General features: G+C 71.7%; 13 protein-coding genes. 6 read left to right on the top strand and 7 right to left on the bottom strand.

What is annotated here, in order from left to right:
• The first annotated feature begins 95 nt into the window (after positions 1-95).
• Entirely contained in the window at positions 96-1,400 is a 1,305-nt protein-coding gene (locus tag AB0Q90_RS17790; RefSeq protein ID WP_363161198.1) for an ABC transporter substrate-binding protein, read from the top strand.
• Between the two features lie 27 nt (positions 1,401-1,427).
• On the opposite strand, the gene AB0Q90_RS17785 is transcribed toward AB0Q90_RS17790, so the two are convergent.
• The gene (locus tag AB0Q90_RS17785; RefSeq protein WP_363161199.1) at positions 1,428-3,116 is read right to left on the bottom strand and encodes a hypothetical protein; all 1,689 of its coding nucleotides are present in this window, start codon (positions 3,114-3,116) and stop codon (positions 1,428-1,430) included.
• 201 nt (positions 3,117-3,317) lie between these two features.
• A complete protein-coding gene (locus AB0Q90_RS17780; RefSeq protein WP_363161200.1) occupies positions 3,318-4,703 on the bottom strand; it encodes a transcriptional regulator in 1,386 nt (461 codons plus the stop codon).
• A 315-nt stretch (positions 4,704-5,018) separates the two neighbouring features.
• Here AB0Q90_RS17780 and AB0Q90_RS17775 point away from each other — a divergent pair, with 315 nt between their 5' ends.
• From AB0Q90_RS17775 to AB0Q90_RS17765, 3 genes are read left to right on the top strand one after another with little or no spacing between them, the layout of a single operon-like run.
• On the top strand, positions 5,019-5,681 hold the full coding sequence (locus AB0Q90_RS17775; RefSeq protein ID WP_363161201.1) for a bifunctional DNA primase/polymerase: 663 nt from the start codon (positions 5,019-5,021) through the stop codon (positions 5,679-5,681).
• A 49-nt stretch (positions 5,682-5,730) separates the two neighbouring features.
• A complete protein-coding gene (locus tag AB0Q90_RS17770) occupies positions 5,731-6,501 on the top strand; it encodes an ABC transporter ATP-binding protein (protein ID WP_363161202.1) in 771 nt (256 codons plus the stop codon).
• Positions 6,498-8,093 (top strand): transporter, encoded by a 1,596-nt coding sequence (locus AB0Q90_RS17765; RefSeq protein ID WP_363161203.1) that lies wholly within the window; start codon positions 6,498-6,500, stop codon positions 8,091-8,093. Before AB0Q90_RS17770 ends, AB0Q90_RS17765 begins: the two co-directional genes overlap by 4 nt.
• A 103-nt stretch (positions 8,094-8,196) precedes the next feature.
• On the opposite strand, the gene AB0Q90_RS17760 is transcribed toward AB0Q90_RS17765, so the two are convergent.
• Together AB0Q90_RS17760 and AB0Q90_RS17755 are read right to left on the bottom strand one after the other, a co-directional pair.
• Positions 8,197-9,114 (bottom strand): alpha/beta hydrolase, encoded by a 918-nt coding sequence (locus AB0Q90_RS17760; RefSeq protein WP_363161204.1) that lies wholly within the window; start codon positions 9,112-9,114, stop codon positions 8,197-8,199.
• A gap of 574 nt (positions 9,115-9,688) precedes the next feature.
• Entirely contained in the window at positions 9,689-10,381 is a 693-nt protein-coding gene (locus AB0Q90_RS17755) for a metal-dependent transcriptional regulator (RefSeq protein WP_363161205.1), read from the bottom strand.
• Positions 10,382-10,656: 275 nt separating this feature from the next.
• Between AB0Q90_RS17755 and AB0Q90_RS17750 the strand changes: the two genes are divergently transcribed.
• Complete coding sequence (locus tag AB0Q90_RS17750; protein WP_363161207.1) at positions 10,657-11,412, top strand: SIS domain-containing protein; 756 nt, start codon at positions 10,657-10,659, stop codon at positions 11,410-11,412.
• Between the two features lie 17 nt (positions 11,413-11,429).
• Here AB0Q90_RS17750 and AB0Q90_RS17745 read toward each other — a convergent pair whose 3' ends face one another.
• The 3 genes from AB0Q90_RS17745 to AB0Q90_RS17735 all read right to left on the bottom strand — a co-directional run bounded on the left by AB0Q90_RS17745 (position 11,430) and on the right by AB0Q90_RS17735 (position 13,794).
• A complete protein-coding gene (locus AB0Q90_RS17745; protein ID WP_363161208.1) occupies positions 11,430-12,830 on the bottom strand; it encodes a PAS domain-containing protein in 1,401 nt (466 codons plus the stop codon).
• Between the two features lie 126 nt (positions 12,831-12,956).
• Positions 12,957-13,403 carry a GNAT family N-acetyltransferase gene (locus AB0Q90_RS17740; RefSeq protein WP_363161209.1) on the bottom strand — a complete coding sequence of 149 codons (447 nt, stop codon included), beginning with the start codon at positions 13,401-13,403 and terminating at the stop codon, positions 12,957-12,959.
• 1 nt (position 13,404) lies between these two features.
• The gene (locus AB0Q90_RS17735) at positions 13,405-13,794 is read right to left on the bottom strand and encodes a RidA family protein (protein ID WP_363161210.1); all 390 of its coding nucleotides are present in this window, start codon (positions 13,792-13,794) and stop codon (positions 13,405-13,407) included.
• Between the two features lie 72 nt (positions 13,795-13,866).
• On the opposite strand from AB0Q90_RS17735, the gene AB0Q90_RS17730 reads away from it, so the two are divergent.
• Entirely contained in the window at positions 13,867-14,856 is a 990-nt protein-coding gene (locus AB0Q90_RS17730; protein WP_363161211.1) for a LysR family transcriptional regulator, read from the top strand.
• Positions 14,857-15,247 lie beyond the last annotated feature (391 nt).

Raw genomic sequence — 15,247 nt, 5'->3', positions numbered from 1 at the left:
GGCGCTTCACCGACCCCTGCAATTCACCTTCACGTCACCGATCAATAACCGTAGGTCACTCCCGGGTTAGCGATGTGGCGGAAACGTGTGTGTACATGACCGGCAAGCCACGCGTCCGCAGCACCTTCCTCCTCAGGTTCAACAAGCCCCGCCGGAGCACATGGCTCTCCGTGGGAGCTCTGTTGGCGTCCGCGTCGCTTGCCGCAGGGTGCGGGATCATCCCCGGTGCCACGGGGGGCTCCGGGGATGATCCGATCACCGTCATGACCTGGGCACCGCAGGACACCAACGCCACCAACAAGCCCGGCATGCCCGCCCTCGCACTGGCCTACGCCCGCTGGATCAACGCCAACGGCGGTCTGGGCGGCCGCAAGCTCAGGGTCCTGAACTGCAACGACCACAACGACAGCGTGTCCGCCGCGCGGTGCGCCGAGCGCGCCGTGGACGAGAACGTCGTCGCCGTCGTCGGCTCCTACAGCCAGCACGGCGACTCCTTCTTCCCGACGCTGGAGAGCGCGGGCATCCCCTACATAGGCGGCTACGGCGTCACCAAGGCCGAGTTCACCAGCCCGCTCTCCTATCCCGTCAACGGCGGCCAGCACACCCTGCTGGCCGGCCTGGGCAGTCAGCTCGCCACGAGCTGCGGGCCCGTGGCCCTGGTCCGCCCCGACAGCATCGCGGGCGACGAACTGCCCCCGCTGCTCAACTCCGGCCTGACGGGGGGCGGCCACGCGCGCGCGGACGACCAGCTCGCGGCGGAGGACGCCACCGAGTACTTCAAGCAGGCGAACGAGGCCGTTCAGTACACGACCGCCGACCCGGCGAGCACGGGCTGCGTGGTGCCCGCCCTGGGCGACCGCACCAGCACCTTCATGGACTCCTTCCGGCGCGCCAGCGAGGGGTCCGCCGAGGTGCGGACGGCCACCGTGCTCGGCAGCGTCGACCAGACGGTGATCAACGAGTCCGGCGGCAGGTCGGGGCCCTACGAGGGCGCGTACATCACCGGCTGGTATCCCGTGTCCAGCGACAAGCGCTGGGACGAGATGAAGACGGTGATCAACGAGCAGGCCTTCGGCGACAACCGCATCGACCCCGCGGACGCCGGCGTGCAGACCACATGGATCGCGTACACCGTCCTCAAGGCCGTCGTCGAGTCGCTCGACGGCGAAGTGACCGCCCGCACCGTCCGCCGGGCCCTGGACGACGGGCTGGAGATCGACACGGGCGGGCTCACGCCCAAGCTCAGCTGGCAGTTCCAGGAGACCCTCGCCTCCGTCGGCTTCCCCCAGCTGGTCAACGCCGACGTCACCCTCCAGGTCGTACGGAGGGGCCGGCTGGTGTCGGCCAGGAAGGGCTTCGTCGACGTGACGAAGACCCTCCAGAACGCCGACCTGATCTAGGGGCCGGGGTCCGGGGGACCCCGGAGGCTAGAGCTGGACCGGCTGCCGCTCGGTCAGGCCGTACGTCTTGGCGATCGCGTTCCACAGGCCCGAGGCCTTGGACTTCTCGGTGCTTGCGGTACCGCTGGCCTGGTTGCCGGCCTGGGTCTGGCCGGTGCTGCGGGCCTGGCCCTTCCTGCAGAGCTTGCCCCTGTCCTTGGCCACCTGGTCGGCCCAGGCCGCGTAGTGGGTGTCGGCCGATGCCGACGCCTGCCAGGCCTTGGTCAGGGCGGTGGTCAGCGCGGCGTTGTTCGGCAGCTGGTCCACGGAGAGCGTGGACAGCTTGGTCACCAGGTCGTTGCGCTGCTTGGCCGCGTCCCTGAGGTCCTTGGCCGCCTGGCCGAGGTTGGTGCAGGACTTCACGTCGGCCACGGCGTTGATGACCATGGTCCGGCTGTTGCCGCTGACCGCCAGCAGCTTGTCCAGCTCGACGGCCTGCTGCTCGGCCGGATCGGCGGACGGCGAGGCCGAGGCGGACTCGCTCGCGGGGGCCGCGGCGGCGACGGCCTGGTTGTCGTCGCTCTGATCGTCCCCGCCGCCCCCGCCCAGCAGCGCGCCGGCACCGATGCCGACGACCGCGATGGCCACGCCGACGGCCGCGAACAACGGCACCCGGGAGCCGGTACGGCCGCCCCGGCCGCGGTGCTCCTCGTGGTCGTCGTGCTCGGCTCGGCGCGGGATGAAGGGGGGCTGCTGGGCGCCGTAGGGAGCGTGCGGGTTCGGCCGCGGCTGCTGCGGCTCGAAGCGCGGCATCTGCTGCGTGGACGCGGCCGGGCTCTCGCCGCCCGGCTCCGTGCGGAAGAGGTTGTCGAACTCGGCGGGCGTCTGCCGGTCCTGGCGCTGATCGGCCACCGGCGGGATGTACTGGGTGGCTTCGGCGTCGGGGTGGGCGGGCGGCGGCACGGCCCCGGGCTCCGGCCTGCGCACCCGGCCGAGGATCTGCGTGCTCTCGGCAGGCGTCTCCGGCCGCGCCTCGGGCGGCAGCGCGCCGCCACCGACCGGCGGTATGTACTGCGTGGCCCCGTCGTCCATGGGCGCCCTGCCGACGGGCGGAATGTACCGGGTGGCCTGATCGCCCCCGGCCGTGTCCACGACCGGCGGAATGTACTGGGTGGCCCCGTCGTCGACGGCCCCCGCACCGAACGGCACGGCGGGCGGCAGCGGCCCACCACCCACGGACGGCCCGTGACCGGCAGGCAGACCGCCGCCGGGGGCCCCGTACGCATTGGCACCGGCCGACGGCTGACCACCGGCATGCGCGCCGTACGGATCGGCGCCCGCAGGCGGCAGCGGCGCACCCTGACCACCGCCGTACGCCCCGGCGCCCGACGTCCCGTATCCCTCAGCGGCCCCATACGGCGTGCCGGGGTCGTAGGCCGGAGCCTGTGCGCCCTCCGGGGGGAGGGGCTGGGACGGCGTGCTCCAGGGCTGGGCGGGCGCGGGTGTCCAGCCCTGGCCCTGCGAGGGCAGCTGCTGGTCGGGTCCCCACGAACCGTCCCAGGCCTGGCCGCCGGGCGGCGCGGCCGGGGCGGGCGGCATCTGGTGGCCGGACGGCTGTCCGCCACCGTGTGCGCCTGTCATGCCCGGAAGCAGGGGCTCGCCTCCGTCGGAGGGCAGCACGATGCCTTCGCGCGCGGGTCGCGCCGAGGGCTCCTCGCCCTGTCCACTCTGCGTCACCGGGACTCCTACGAATGGGGGACCTTCGGAATCGTCGGCTCACGCTACCGGGTCATGTCAGCCGCGTGCCACGCAGCTCAGGACGTGACGTATGTCCCTGTGACCGCGGTAACAGAACCGGCCCCCATTCGCGGACCGCCCCCTCACCTCCCCGTCGTCACCTGTGTTTTCCGCCCGTTCACGCTCTCGTACCGCGCCCTTTCACGCCGCCGCCTGAAGATCCAGCCGGGCCCCGAACTCCCTTACCACCGGCTCGTCCCGGTACGGCTCCAGCCGCTGCTGGAAGTCCTCCAGATACTCGGCGCCCCGGTTGGACCGCAGGGTCTCCAGCAGCTCCACGGCCTTCAGCCCCGTGTGGCAGGCCTGCTCGACCTCGCGCTGCTGCACCAGGGCCGTGGCGAGCAGCACATAGCCGATCGCCCGCCGCCGTGCCTTCGTCTCCGGCAGTCCGGCCAGTGACTCCTCCGCGCGCCGGGCGGCCGCCTCGGCCTGTCCCAGGTCGCGATGGCAGTGCGCCAACTCGTCGGCCAGATAGGCCTCGTCGAAGTGCGCGATCCATGCCGGGTCGTCCCCGGAGGACGGGTCCGCGGCCTCCAGTGCGCCCACCGCGCGCCCGGACGCCGCCTGCGCCGCCCGCGCGTCGCCCATCAGCGCGTGCCCACGGGCCTCCGCCGCGTAGAACATCGCCTCCGCGCGCGGGGTGACGCGCCCCCGCGCCCCCTCCTGCGCGGCCCGCGCCAACTGTGCGATCTCCCGCGGGTTTCCGAGCTGGGCGGCCAGGTGGCTCATGGAAGCGGCGAGCACGTATCCGCCGTAGCCGCGGTCGCCCGCCGCCTGAGCGAGCCGCAGGGCCTGGATGTAGTACCGCTGGGCCAGGCCGGGTTGACCGGTGTCGACCGCCATGTAGCCGGCGAGTTCGGTCAGTCGGGCCACCGCGGCGAAGAGTTCGCGTCCGACGGCCTCCCGGTAGGAACCGGCCAGCAGCCCGGAGACGACGCTGTTGAGGTAGTGCACGACGACCGGGCGCACATGCCCGCTGCCGTACTGGTGGTCCAGGTCGACCAGGGCCTGCGTCATCGCCTTCACGGCCGCGACGTCGGACTGGCCCACGCGTGGCCCCGCCGCACGCGCCACCTGCGAGTCGGGGGCGGAGATCAGCCAGTCCCGGCTGGGTTCCACCAGCGCGGACGCGGCGACGGACGAGCCGGACAGGAAGTCCCGGCGCCCCACGTCACTGCGCCACAGCTCACACACCTGCTCGATGGCCCCCAGCACGGTCGGCGAGAACTGGAGTCCGACGCCGGAGGCGAGGTTCTTGCCGTTGGCCATGCCGATCTCGTCGATCGTGACCGTACGGCCGAGTTTGCGGCCCAGCGCCTCCGCGATGATCGCCGGAGCCCGTCCGCGCGGCTGCTGTCCGCGGAGCCAACGGGCCACGGACGTCTTGTCGTAGCGCAGGTCGAGGCCGTGCTCGGCGCCGCACATGTTGACCCGGCGGGCCAGCCCGGCGTTCGAGCAACCCGCTTCCTGGATGAGCGCCTGCAGCCGTTCGTTCGGCTGCCGCGCGACGAGAGGCCTTGCGGCCATGGCGTACCCCCTGTGGCTGCGGTGCCTGCCCATGCACCGAGTTGGCGTGTCTTTCACGGCCGTTTCTCTTCGCTGTGAACGAAAAGTTCCGGCCGCAAAGATCAATGCCCCGCGGACATACCGAAAATGCGAGGCATGCGAGGATTGCCGGGGTAAGAGCCTCTTAGGCAGAAGCCGACCCCATGCGTGGCTACCCACCTTCGGCCGCGGATCCTCCCGCGCGCCCCCACACGTGCATCCATGCGCCCCAGGTGCGGAATCGATGCTCCTCCCCCGCGCGCGCTACAGCCGTAACCCGAGGTGGGCAGGGGAGTTGTGTTCTTCGTGGAAGAGACGATCCCGGGTACCGAAGCCGCTCAGATTCCGAAGCAGCGCGGGGAATCGCTGCTGGAAAACGCCGTGCGCTATGCCGAGGAGCGCCACTGGGACGTGTTCCCCGGCACTTGGCTGGAAGCCTCCGACGGCATGCAGCGCTGCTCGTGCGGCGATGCCGCGTGCGACGCGCCCGGCGCGCATCCGTCGCGCGAGGACTGGGCGACGCAGGCCACAGGCAGTGCGACCGTCGCGCGCCGTCTGTGGTCGAAACAGCCGCTGGCGTCGATCCTGCTGCCCACCGGGCGTACGTTCGACGCGATTTCCGTCCCGGAGACGGCCGGGTTTCTCGCACTGGCCCGCATGGAGCGCATGGAGTTGACGCTCGGTCCCGTGACGTTGACGCCGGATCGCCGGATGCACTTCTTCGTGCTGCCGGGGGCGTGCGCGAAGGTGCCGGATCTGGTGCGGAAGCTCGGCTGGACGCCTTCCTCGCTGGATCTCGTCGCGCTCGGCGAGGGCAGCTATGTGGCTGCGCCGCCTACGCGGTACGGGTCGCGGGGGGCTGTTCAGTGGGCCTGCCGCCCGACTCCGGCCAATCGGTGGCTGCCGGATGCGGAGGAGCTGATCTCGCCGCTTGCTTATGCGTGCGGGCGGGATCGGTAGCGCCCACTCGGAGCCGCATATTCAACACCGCGCCCCTTAGGTTGGCTGCATGACGTCAGCTGTATGCGTGCGTGGGCTTTGGAAGCGGTTCGGGCAACAGATCGCCGTTGCCGGTGTTGATCTCGACCTGCCCGCGGGGAAGTTCATCGGGCTCGTCGGGCCGAACGGGGCCGGGAAGACCACCACGCTGTCGATGGTGACCGGGCTGCTGCGGCCCGACCAGGGGTCGGTCGAGATCGTCGGGCACGACGTGTGGCGCGATCCGGTCGAGGTCAAGGCGCGGATCGGGGTGCTGCCCGAGGGGCTGCGGCTCTTCGAACGGCTGTCGGGGCGCGAACTGCTCGCCTACTCGGGGCGGTTGCGCGGGCTGCCCGGTGCCGAGGTCGACAAGCGGGCCGCGCAGCTCCTCGACGTCCTGGACCTGGCCGGCGCCCAGCACAAGCTCGTCGTCGACTACTCGACTGGCATGCGGAAGAAGATCGGCCTCGCGGCGGCCCTCCTGCACAATCCCGAAGTGCTGTTCCTCGACGAACCGTTCGAGGGCGTCGACCCGGTCTCCGCCCAGACCATCCGCGGGGTGCTGGAGCGCTACACCGCCTCCGGCGCCACCGTCGTCTTCTCCTCCCACGTCATGGAGCTGGTGGAGTCGCTGTGCGACTGGGTGGCCGTCATGGCCGCCGGGCGGATCCGGGCACACGGTCCCCTCGCCGAGGTCCGCGGGGACGCGCCCTCCCTCCAGCAGGCGTTCCTGGAGCTGGTGGGCGCGAACGGGCGCCACACCGGCTCCGACCTCGACTGGCTGGGCGGCGGCGCCCGATGAGCGCTCCCACGATCACCCCCGTCGTCGTACGTCTGAAGCTGTCCCTGCTGCGCAACGGCCTGCGCCAGTCCACCGGCCGGCGTGCCGCCTACGTCGCCTCCGGCGTCGCCGCGCTCCTCTTCGCCGCGTTGCAGCTGATCGGCCTGATCGCGCTGCGCGGCCACGCGCACGCCGAGTCCGTGGTCGTCCTGCTGGTGGCGGTGCTGGCGCTGGGCTGGGCGGTGATGCCGCTGTTCTTCCCCGGCGGGGACGAGACCCTCGACCCGACCCGGCTGGTCATGCTGCCGCTGCGGCCCGGCCCCCTGGTGCGCGCGCTCCTCGCGGCCTCCCTGGTCGGCATCGGCCCGCTGTTCACCCTGTGCCTGCTGACCGGCTCGGTGATCTCGGTCGCGCACGGCGGGACGGCCTACGCGGTGGGCGTCGTCGGTGTCGCCCTGGCGCTGCTGGTGTGCGTGGCGCTCGCGCGGGCCGTCGCCGCCGCCAACATCCGCCTGCTGACCAGCCGCAAGGGCCGTGATCTTGCGGTGCTCAGCGGTCTGGTCATCGCCGTCGGTGCGCAGGTCGTCAACTTCGGGGCGCAGCGGCTCGGTTCGTCCGGGCTCGGGCAACTCGACCCGGCGGCGGACATCCTGCGCTGGGTGCCGCCCGCGTCGGCGATCGGCGCGGTGGACTCGGCGAGCGAGGGATCGTACGGCGTGGCCGCCCTGCAACTCGCGCTGACGGCCGGGGCGTTGGCGGCGCTGCTCGGCATGTGGTCGCGGCATCTCACCCGGCTGATGACCGCGCCCGACGGTTCCACTCTCCAGGCCGTCACCGAGACCGCCGTACGGGAACGCGGTTCGACCGGTCTCGCCCGGCTGCTGCCCGCCGGGCGCACCGGGACGGTGATGGAGCGCAGCCTGCGCTATGTGTGGCGCGACCCCAAGACCAAGGCGGCCTGGGTGACCTCGCTGGCGATCGGCCTGATCGTCCCGCTCTTCAACGCCCTCCAGGGCACCGGCTCGATCTACTTCGCCTGCTTCGCCGCCGGGATGCTCGGCATCCAGATGTACAACCAGTTCGGGCAGGACACCTCCGCGTTCTGGATGGTCGCCATGACCATCTCCTCGCGCCGGGACGCCTATGTGGAGCTGCGCGCCCGGGCACTGGCCCTGCTGGTGATCACCCTGCCGTACGCCACGCTCGTGACCGTCCTGACGACCGCGCTGCTCGGCGACTGGCCGCGGCTGCCCGAGGTGCTCGGCCTGTCCTTCGCACTGCTCGGCGCGATGCTGGCGACCGGCGCCTGGACCTCGGCCCGCTTCCCGTACTCCATCCCGCAGGAGGGCTACAAGAACGTGGCCCCCGGTCAGAGCGGCCTGGCGTTCATGGCCGTCTTCGGCGGGATGATCGCGGCCTCCCTGCTGTGCTCCCCCGTCATCGCGGCAACGATCTGGCTGAACATCTCAGCGGACGGCGACCACTGGACCTGGCTCCTGCTGCCGGCGGGGGCGGGGTACGGGGCGCTGATCACGTGGCTGGGACTGCGGCTGGCGGCACCGAGGACGGCGGAGAGGCTGCCGGAGATTCTGGGGGCTGTGAGCAGGGGCTGAGTGGAAGCGCCCCTTTAGGGGCGCGGGGCTGTATCAATTTGCGGCTCCGCCGCGCGGGCGCGACAAGCCCCCACTACCCGCAGCCGAACAACGACCCACTCGGTCACGAAGACATCCGCACCGCATCAAGAAACGGCTCGATAGCCCCCCGCCAAGCCTCCGGCTGGTCATAGTGCACCAGGTGCCCCGCGTCGGCGACCTCCGCGTACTCCCCCCTGGGAAGGACCCGCACCATCTCCTGCGCCTCGGCCCGCCCCAGCTCCCCGTCCAGCCCCCGCACGACCAGCGCCGGGCACTGGACCTGCGCCAGCTCCTCCCAGTGCGCGTCGTACACCCATGTCTCGCGGGACTTGAGCATCTGCTCCGGCTCGAACACCGGCCGCCACCCGTCCTCGCACTCGTGCATGACCTCGGCGTAGAACTCGCCGCGGGCCGGGTTCGGCCGCTCCACCCAGGGGTCGTCCTCCCCGAACCACTTGCGCACATCGGCGAGGGTGGCGAAGGGGACGGGCCAGGACTTGAACCAGTCGGCCCACTCCCGCTGCGAGGCGGCGCCCAGCGCGGAGGCCCGCATGTCACAGATGATCACGCCCGACACCAGGTCGGGCCGCTTCGCGGCGAGCTGCCAGGCGGTCAGTGCGCCCATGGCGTGGCCGATGAGGACGGCCGGGGCGAGCCCGAGCTGTTCGAGGGCGGCCTCGGCGTCCTCGACGTACGCCTCGCGGGTGAAGGCGGCCTGTGCCGACTTGTCGCTGCGGCCGTGGCCGCGCTGGTCGAGAGCGATGGCGCGGTGGCGTTCGGAGAGCCAGCGGGCGGTGGACGCCCAGTGCGAGGCGCGTCCCATCAGCCCGTGGAGTAACAGGACACCGTGACCCGGCTCGGGGTCGGCGGCCGTCACCGGCCCGCTCGGTCCGGCCTGTTCGGGTACGAGCTTGGCCGGGTCGGTCTTGGGAGGGTCGCCGAACTCCCAGGCGGCAAGGCGTACGCCGCCCGTCCCGGTCACGTCGATGCGCCGCGCCATAGGTCCTGGCACCCCCCTAGCTCCGCTCGGACCGCTCGCGCCCGCTCGTCGAGTCGGCCGGTCCCGAGAACCGCGTCCTGCCGTGCCGTGCAGTTGCCTTCGCTCACCTGGGCCCCGCATCCGTATGCGCCACTTGTGTAGCGCATCTCCCACGTGACCCGTCACTCGCAGAGTATCGAATGAAGGTTCGAGGATTCCGTTTTTGTAATCAACACCCCTCGTTCGAGTGACCCCGCTCAAGGAATGATCGCCGCTGCCGAGGGGAGATCTTCAACGGGAGGCGGACCGCTCGGGGAAAACGGTCCGAAGGGGATGACCCTGGGAGCTCGGGGCTCCGGGTCAGCACAGGGGAGGACAGGCCCCGGCGCCACACGGCGCCGGGGCCCTCCGCACGTCTACGGCACATCCTCCCGACCCCCTCAGGTCATATGCCTCACGCGACAGCCTTGCACGCCAAGCGTGGAAGCGCTGCGATTCGGCGGACTGAATCTTGGAATCGACGAGATCGCCCCGGCCACCCCAACTTCCCCTCAAGCGCCGGGAGTTGCCCGACCGGCGGACCGACCGGGGACGTTCAGCGCTTGGCCACGAACACATGGGAGGCGATGTCCGCCTCCAGCTCGGCCGCCTCGCCGCCGCTGCCCACCAGCACCCCGCCCGCCGACTCCGTCACGCTGACCACCGAGCCGGGCTGCACGCCCGCCCGGCGCAGCGTGTACATCAGCTGGGCGTCCGTCTGGATCGGCTCGCCGATACGGCGTACGACGACCGTCTTGCCCTCCAGGCCCGGGTCCAGCTCGGCCAGCGACACCATGCCCTCGTCGAGGAACGGGTCGGCACCGTCCTTCTCGCCCAGCTCCTCCAGGCCCGGGATCGGGTTGCCGTACGGCGACTCGGTGGGGTGCCGGAGCAGTTCGAGCACGCGCCGCTCCACGGCCTCGCTCATCACGTGCTCCCAGCGGCAGGCCTCGGCGTGCACCTGCTCCCACTCCAGACCGATCACGTCGACGAGGAGACACTCCGCGAGGCGGTGCTTGCGCATCACGCGCGTCGCCAGCCGGCGGCCCTCGTCCGTGAGCTCCAGGTGCCGGTCGCTGGCGACGGCGACCAGGCCGTCCCGCTCCATCCGCGCCACCGTCTGGCTGACCGTCGGTCCGCTCTGGTCGAGGCGCTCGGCGATCCGGGCGCGCATGGGGACCACACCTTCCTCCTCCAGCTCAAGGATGGTGCGGAGATACATCTCCGTGGTGTCGATCAGTCCGGACATACGTGCCCCTTGATGAGATCTGCCGGAAGCGCGACAGCTTCGCGGCGCGTGCGCTGGCCCTGGCTTCAATTCTGACGCATCCCGCTGACAACCGTGCCGCGCCGTTGAAACCACGGCGTTACGCGGCTCGAACCGAGGCGTCCGCGGGCACCGTGCACCCACGCGCGCGCGGGGCGCAACGCCGTATTGACACCGCACTGGTCCAGACCGCACGGTGATCCGCGACACAGACACGACCGCCAGGACAGACACCGCACGGCAAAGGGGCCCCGCGCATGAGCGACCGCAAGCTGGCCGGCCAGTTCTTCGACGCCGCGATCGGCCTGCTGCAACGCGTACGCGACGAAGAGGACGCGAACATCGAGGCGGCCGGGACACTGCTCGCCGAGACCGTCGCCGACGGCGGCCGTCTGTTCGCCTTCGGCGCCGGTCACTCCTCGCTCGCCGCGCAGGACGTCGTATACCGGGCGGGCGGCCTGGCACTGATGAACCTGCTGGTCGTTCCGGGAGTCGTCGGCGTCGACGTGATGCCGGCGACGCTCGGCTCCGCCCTGGAACGGGTCGACGGGCTCGCGAGCGCCGTGCTGGACAGCTCACCGCTGCGCGCGGGCGACGCCCTCGTGATCATCTCGCTCTCCGGGCGCAACGCGCTGCCCGTGGAGATGGCCATGAACGCCCGCGCGCTGGGCGTGAAGGTCATCGGCGTCACGTCGGTGGCGTACGCCTCGGAGACGAAGTCCCGGCACGCCTCCGGCACGTATCTGAAGGACCACTGCGACATCGTCCTCGACTCCAAGATCGCCGTCGGTGACGCGGAGCTCTCCCTCGACACGGTGCCGGCGCCGTTCGCCCCCGCGTCCACGGTCGTCACGACGGCGCTGATGCAGGCCGTCATGGCGACGGTGGCGCGTGCGCTGGCCGAGCGCGGGATCGAACCGCCGTTGCTGCGGTCGGGGAACGTGGACGGGGGGCACGAATGGAACGGGCGGGTGTTCGAGGAGTACGCGGACCGGATCTTCTACCGGCGCTGAACGGCCTGCTGAACGCCCTATAGAGCACTCGCCAGGTCCAGGGCCGCAGCGATCCGCGCCGCCACATCCTCCGCGTACGTCGCGTCGGAGCGCTCGAACGGGGTACGCCCCGCCGCGCGCAGGAACGTCACGACGCCGAGGGTGCGGCCGCGGCTGCGCAGGACCGCGCACAGGGCGTGCACGGAGTCGGACGGCCACTGGCGGGACTCCGCCCAGGAGCGGGCGTGTTCGGCCGGTACGGTCCCCACGCTGGCCCGTACCGAACCGGCCCGCGCCACGCACTGCAGCGCCGGATGCCCCTCCGCGTAACGGGTGGGCAGCCCGGCCGCCCCGGTGGGCAGGCTGGGCCCCGGCGCACCGGACGGCGTGGCGGCGATTCTGACCAGCCGTACCGGCCCCGCCGTGTCCGCGTCGCTCAGCGCGCCGCCCACGACCCGGTCGATCAGCGCGTGATCGGCGAACCCGGCGAGCGCGAAGTCCAGGTGGACGGTGGCCGCCTCGGCCGGGTCGTCGCACTCGGCGGCCGCCCGCGCGGCCCGGTGCAGCTGGTTCGACCGGAACCGCAGCAGCGCCGCCTCCTGCTCGCCCTGCTTGCCCTCCGTCACGTCCTGGAACAGCCAGCCCACGCCCAACGGCACCGGCTCCTCCGCCAGCGGCGAGGCCAGCCGTACGAACCCGCACCGCCAGCAGCGCCGCTGCTCGCCCTCCGGGGTGCGTACGCTCACCCAGATCTCGGCCGGCGCGGGCGGCGCGCCCTCCGCGAGGACGTGCGTCAGCGCGCTCTCCAGCTCCTCGACGCCCTGGGCGAGCAGTTCCCCGAGCGGCCGGCCCAGTACGGACGTACGCCCGATCCCCAGGGCCCGCGCCGCGTGCGCGTTGACGACGGCGGGCCGCAGATCGGCGTCGACCAGGACGACACCCCAGCTCGCGTCCTCGAACAGCGCCTCACTGAGCGCGATGGACCGCTCCAGGTCGATCTGCGCGTGCACCTCGCTGAACGCGCAGTACAGGCCGGCAGGCTTGCCGTCGGGGCCGCGCACGGCCGCGGACTGGGTACGCACGAGCACCCGCCCGCCGTCCTTGGTGAGCAGCGCGAACTCGTGCACCTGCCGCCCGGGGGCCTGCATGGCGGACATCAGCCGCCCCTCGACCTCCTCGGCGTCGGCACGGCGCACCGCCCACCCGGCGAACCCGTGCCGCCCCACCGCCTCGGCCGCGGTCCAGCCCAGGATCCGCTCGGCCTCCCGGTTCCAGTGAGTGACGACCCCGTCAGCGTCGAAGGCACACAGCGCCGCGTCCATCCCGTCGAGCAGCGCGGCAAGCAGGTCGGAGCCACCGTCCGAGCCGTCCGGACCCGCCCGCTCGGGTTCGTCCGGCCCCAGCTCGTCGGTGGTCCCACTACGCCGGGAAGCACTCACCTGGACCCCCTGCCAAGCTACGTCTGGCAATCATTCAACTCGAACGTGACGCAGCACACACCGGGTTCCCACAAGATTGAGAGAATCGTTGTACGCCGGAGATACGGCGGCACGACCGCCCGCACGTCAGGCCGCCCGCCGCAGCGTCAGCCAGACCTCGTTCTCGTCCTCCGGCGCCACATACCGCTCCACCTCGACGAACCCGCGCGCCTCGGCGAACCGCACCCCGTCCGCGTTGACCGCCAGCACGACCGTCTGGATCGCCCGGGCACCCAGCACGCGCGCGTGCGCCACGCCGTGCTCGTACAGGGCCGCCCCGAACCCGCGCCGCCGGTACTCGGGCAGCACGCGCGCGATAACGGTCGCCACCGCCTCGTCACCGACCGGCGGCCGCACGGTCGAGCAGCCGACGAGAACGCCACCGAGATAGGCGTTCTCCAGCCGGTGCCGCCCGCTGCGCTCACGCACCTCGTCGGGACTCAGCTCGTCCGGCGGCACGATCACGTTGTGCACATGCCGCCATTCCTCCAGCATGGCCGCGCCCACCGCCGGCGCAATACGAAGATCAGACACATCAGCCACTTCCCCGCCGCGCGTCCACCTCAATCTCGATCTTCATACGAGGATCCGCGAGCCCGCACACCATCATCGTCGCCGCCGGCCGCACCTCGCCGAACACCCGCTTCAGCACCGGCCAGCACGGCTCGAAGTCCTCCCGCCCGGGCAGCAGATACCGCACCCGCACCACATCACCGAACCCGCACCCCGCCTCCGCCAGCGCGGCCCCGACATTCCGCAGACACTGCTCGGCCTGCTCCACCACGTCCTCGGAGATCGTCATCGTCGCGTAGTCGAACCCGGTCGTCCCCGACACATACACCCGCTCCCCGTCGACCACCGCCCGCGCATACCCGATCCGCTCCTCGAACACCGACCCACTGAGAACCGCACGCCGCTCCGTCATGCGCGAAACGCTAGGTGGGCAGGGCAGATACGTCTAATAGTCACGAACAGCTGACGTGATACCTCTGGAGATATGGAGCCGCGCCCCGAACTCCCCCTCCCCCAACTCCACGCCTTCGTCGTCCTCGCCGAAGAACTCCACTTCGGCCACGCGGCCGCCCGCCTCGGCATCGCCCAGCCACCCCTGAGCCAGCAGATCCGCCGCCTGGAGACCAGGGTCGGCCACCCCCTCTTCACCCGCACCCCGGGCCGTATCGCCCTCACCCCCGCCGGCCGCGAGCTCCTGCCCGCCGCCCGCCACGCCCTCACCGGCCTCTCCGACGCCCTCACCGCCGCCCGCGCGGTCGCCACCGGCCGCACCGGCACCCTGCGCATCGGCTTCGCCGCGTCCCTCGCCCTGACCGTCCTGCCGGACCTGCTGCGCACGTACGGCCAGCGCTTCCCGGACGTCCACCTGGACATCCGCGAGATGACAACGGCTCCCCAACTGACCGCCCTGCACGACGGGACGATCGACGTCGGCCTCCTGCGCGAACCCCCGGCCGACGACCCCGGACTGACCTTCCGCACGGTCCTGACGGAGCCCTTCGTCGCCGTACTCCCCTCGGCCCACCCCTTGACCGCCCACCGCACGGTCCCCCTCCCGGCCCTGGCCGCCTCCCCTTTCGTCCTCCTGCCCCGCGAGGCCGGTCCCGGCCTGCACGACCGCATCACCACCCTGTGCGAGAGCGCCGGCTTCACGCCCCGCGTCGTCCAGCACGCGGTCGAGTGGACGACGGTCTGTGCCCTGGTCGAGGCCGGCCTCGGGGTGTCCCTGGCGCCCGCCGGGATCCGCCGGATCCGCCTGCGGGGGGTGGCCTTCCGGCCGGTGGAGCCGCGCGACGCCCACACGCGCGTGGCCGTCGCCTGGCGCACGCAGGACGAGAACCCGCTGGTGGCGAACCTGCTCGCGACGGCCGCTCGCCCCGATTCCGGGCCGAACGAAAAAACGGTTGATCCGGGGCGGGACCCGTTCCTAGGGTGTGGGGCACACGAGAAGGGAGGTGGTTCGGCAGATGTATGAATACCGGACGCGTGAGGTGACTGCGGGCTAGCGGCCCGACACCCCACCCAGTGCGGTGCCGGACCAGCGCGTGAGAGAAGCGCGCAGCCGGCCCAATCCCAGCAGTCACCCGACCCGCGAGCTCGCCGGTACGTCCGGCCGGCTCCTCCGCCGTCAGGCGGGGGAACCCGAGCTCGCGGGTCGTCTGCGTTCTCGGGGAATGTCCGGAGGCCTCCGGAGGTTCACAGGGCATGCTTTCGCTCGTTCGACGCCGCCACGTGGACTACGTCCGCGTCACGAGCATGGGCTGTCGACGCTCCGTCTGAGCATTCCGGCCCCCCTTTTTTCGCTTCATGCAGCCACCGCTGCCGTTTCTCCTTCACCGCCCACCAAGGCGCACGCTCGTGCCCGT

This window comes from Streptomyces sp. NPDC079141 (genome assembly GCF_040686775.1).
In the GTDB taxonomy this organism is placed as follows: Bacteria; Actinomycetota; Actinomycetes; order Streptomycetales; family Streptomycetaceae; genus Streptomyces.
The sequence above is the reverse complement of the archived record's forward strand: the minus strand, read 5'-3'. Positions and strand labels throughout refer to the sequence as shown.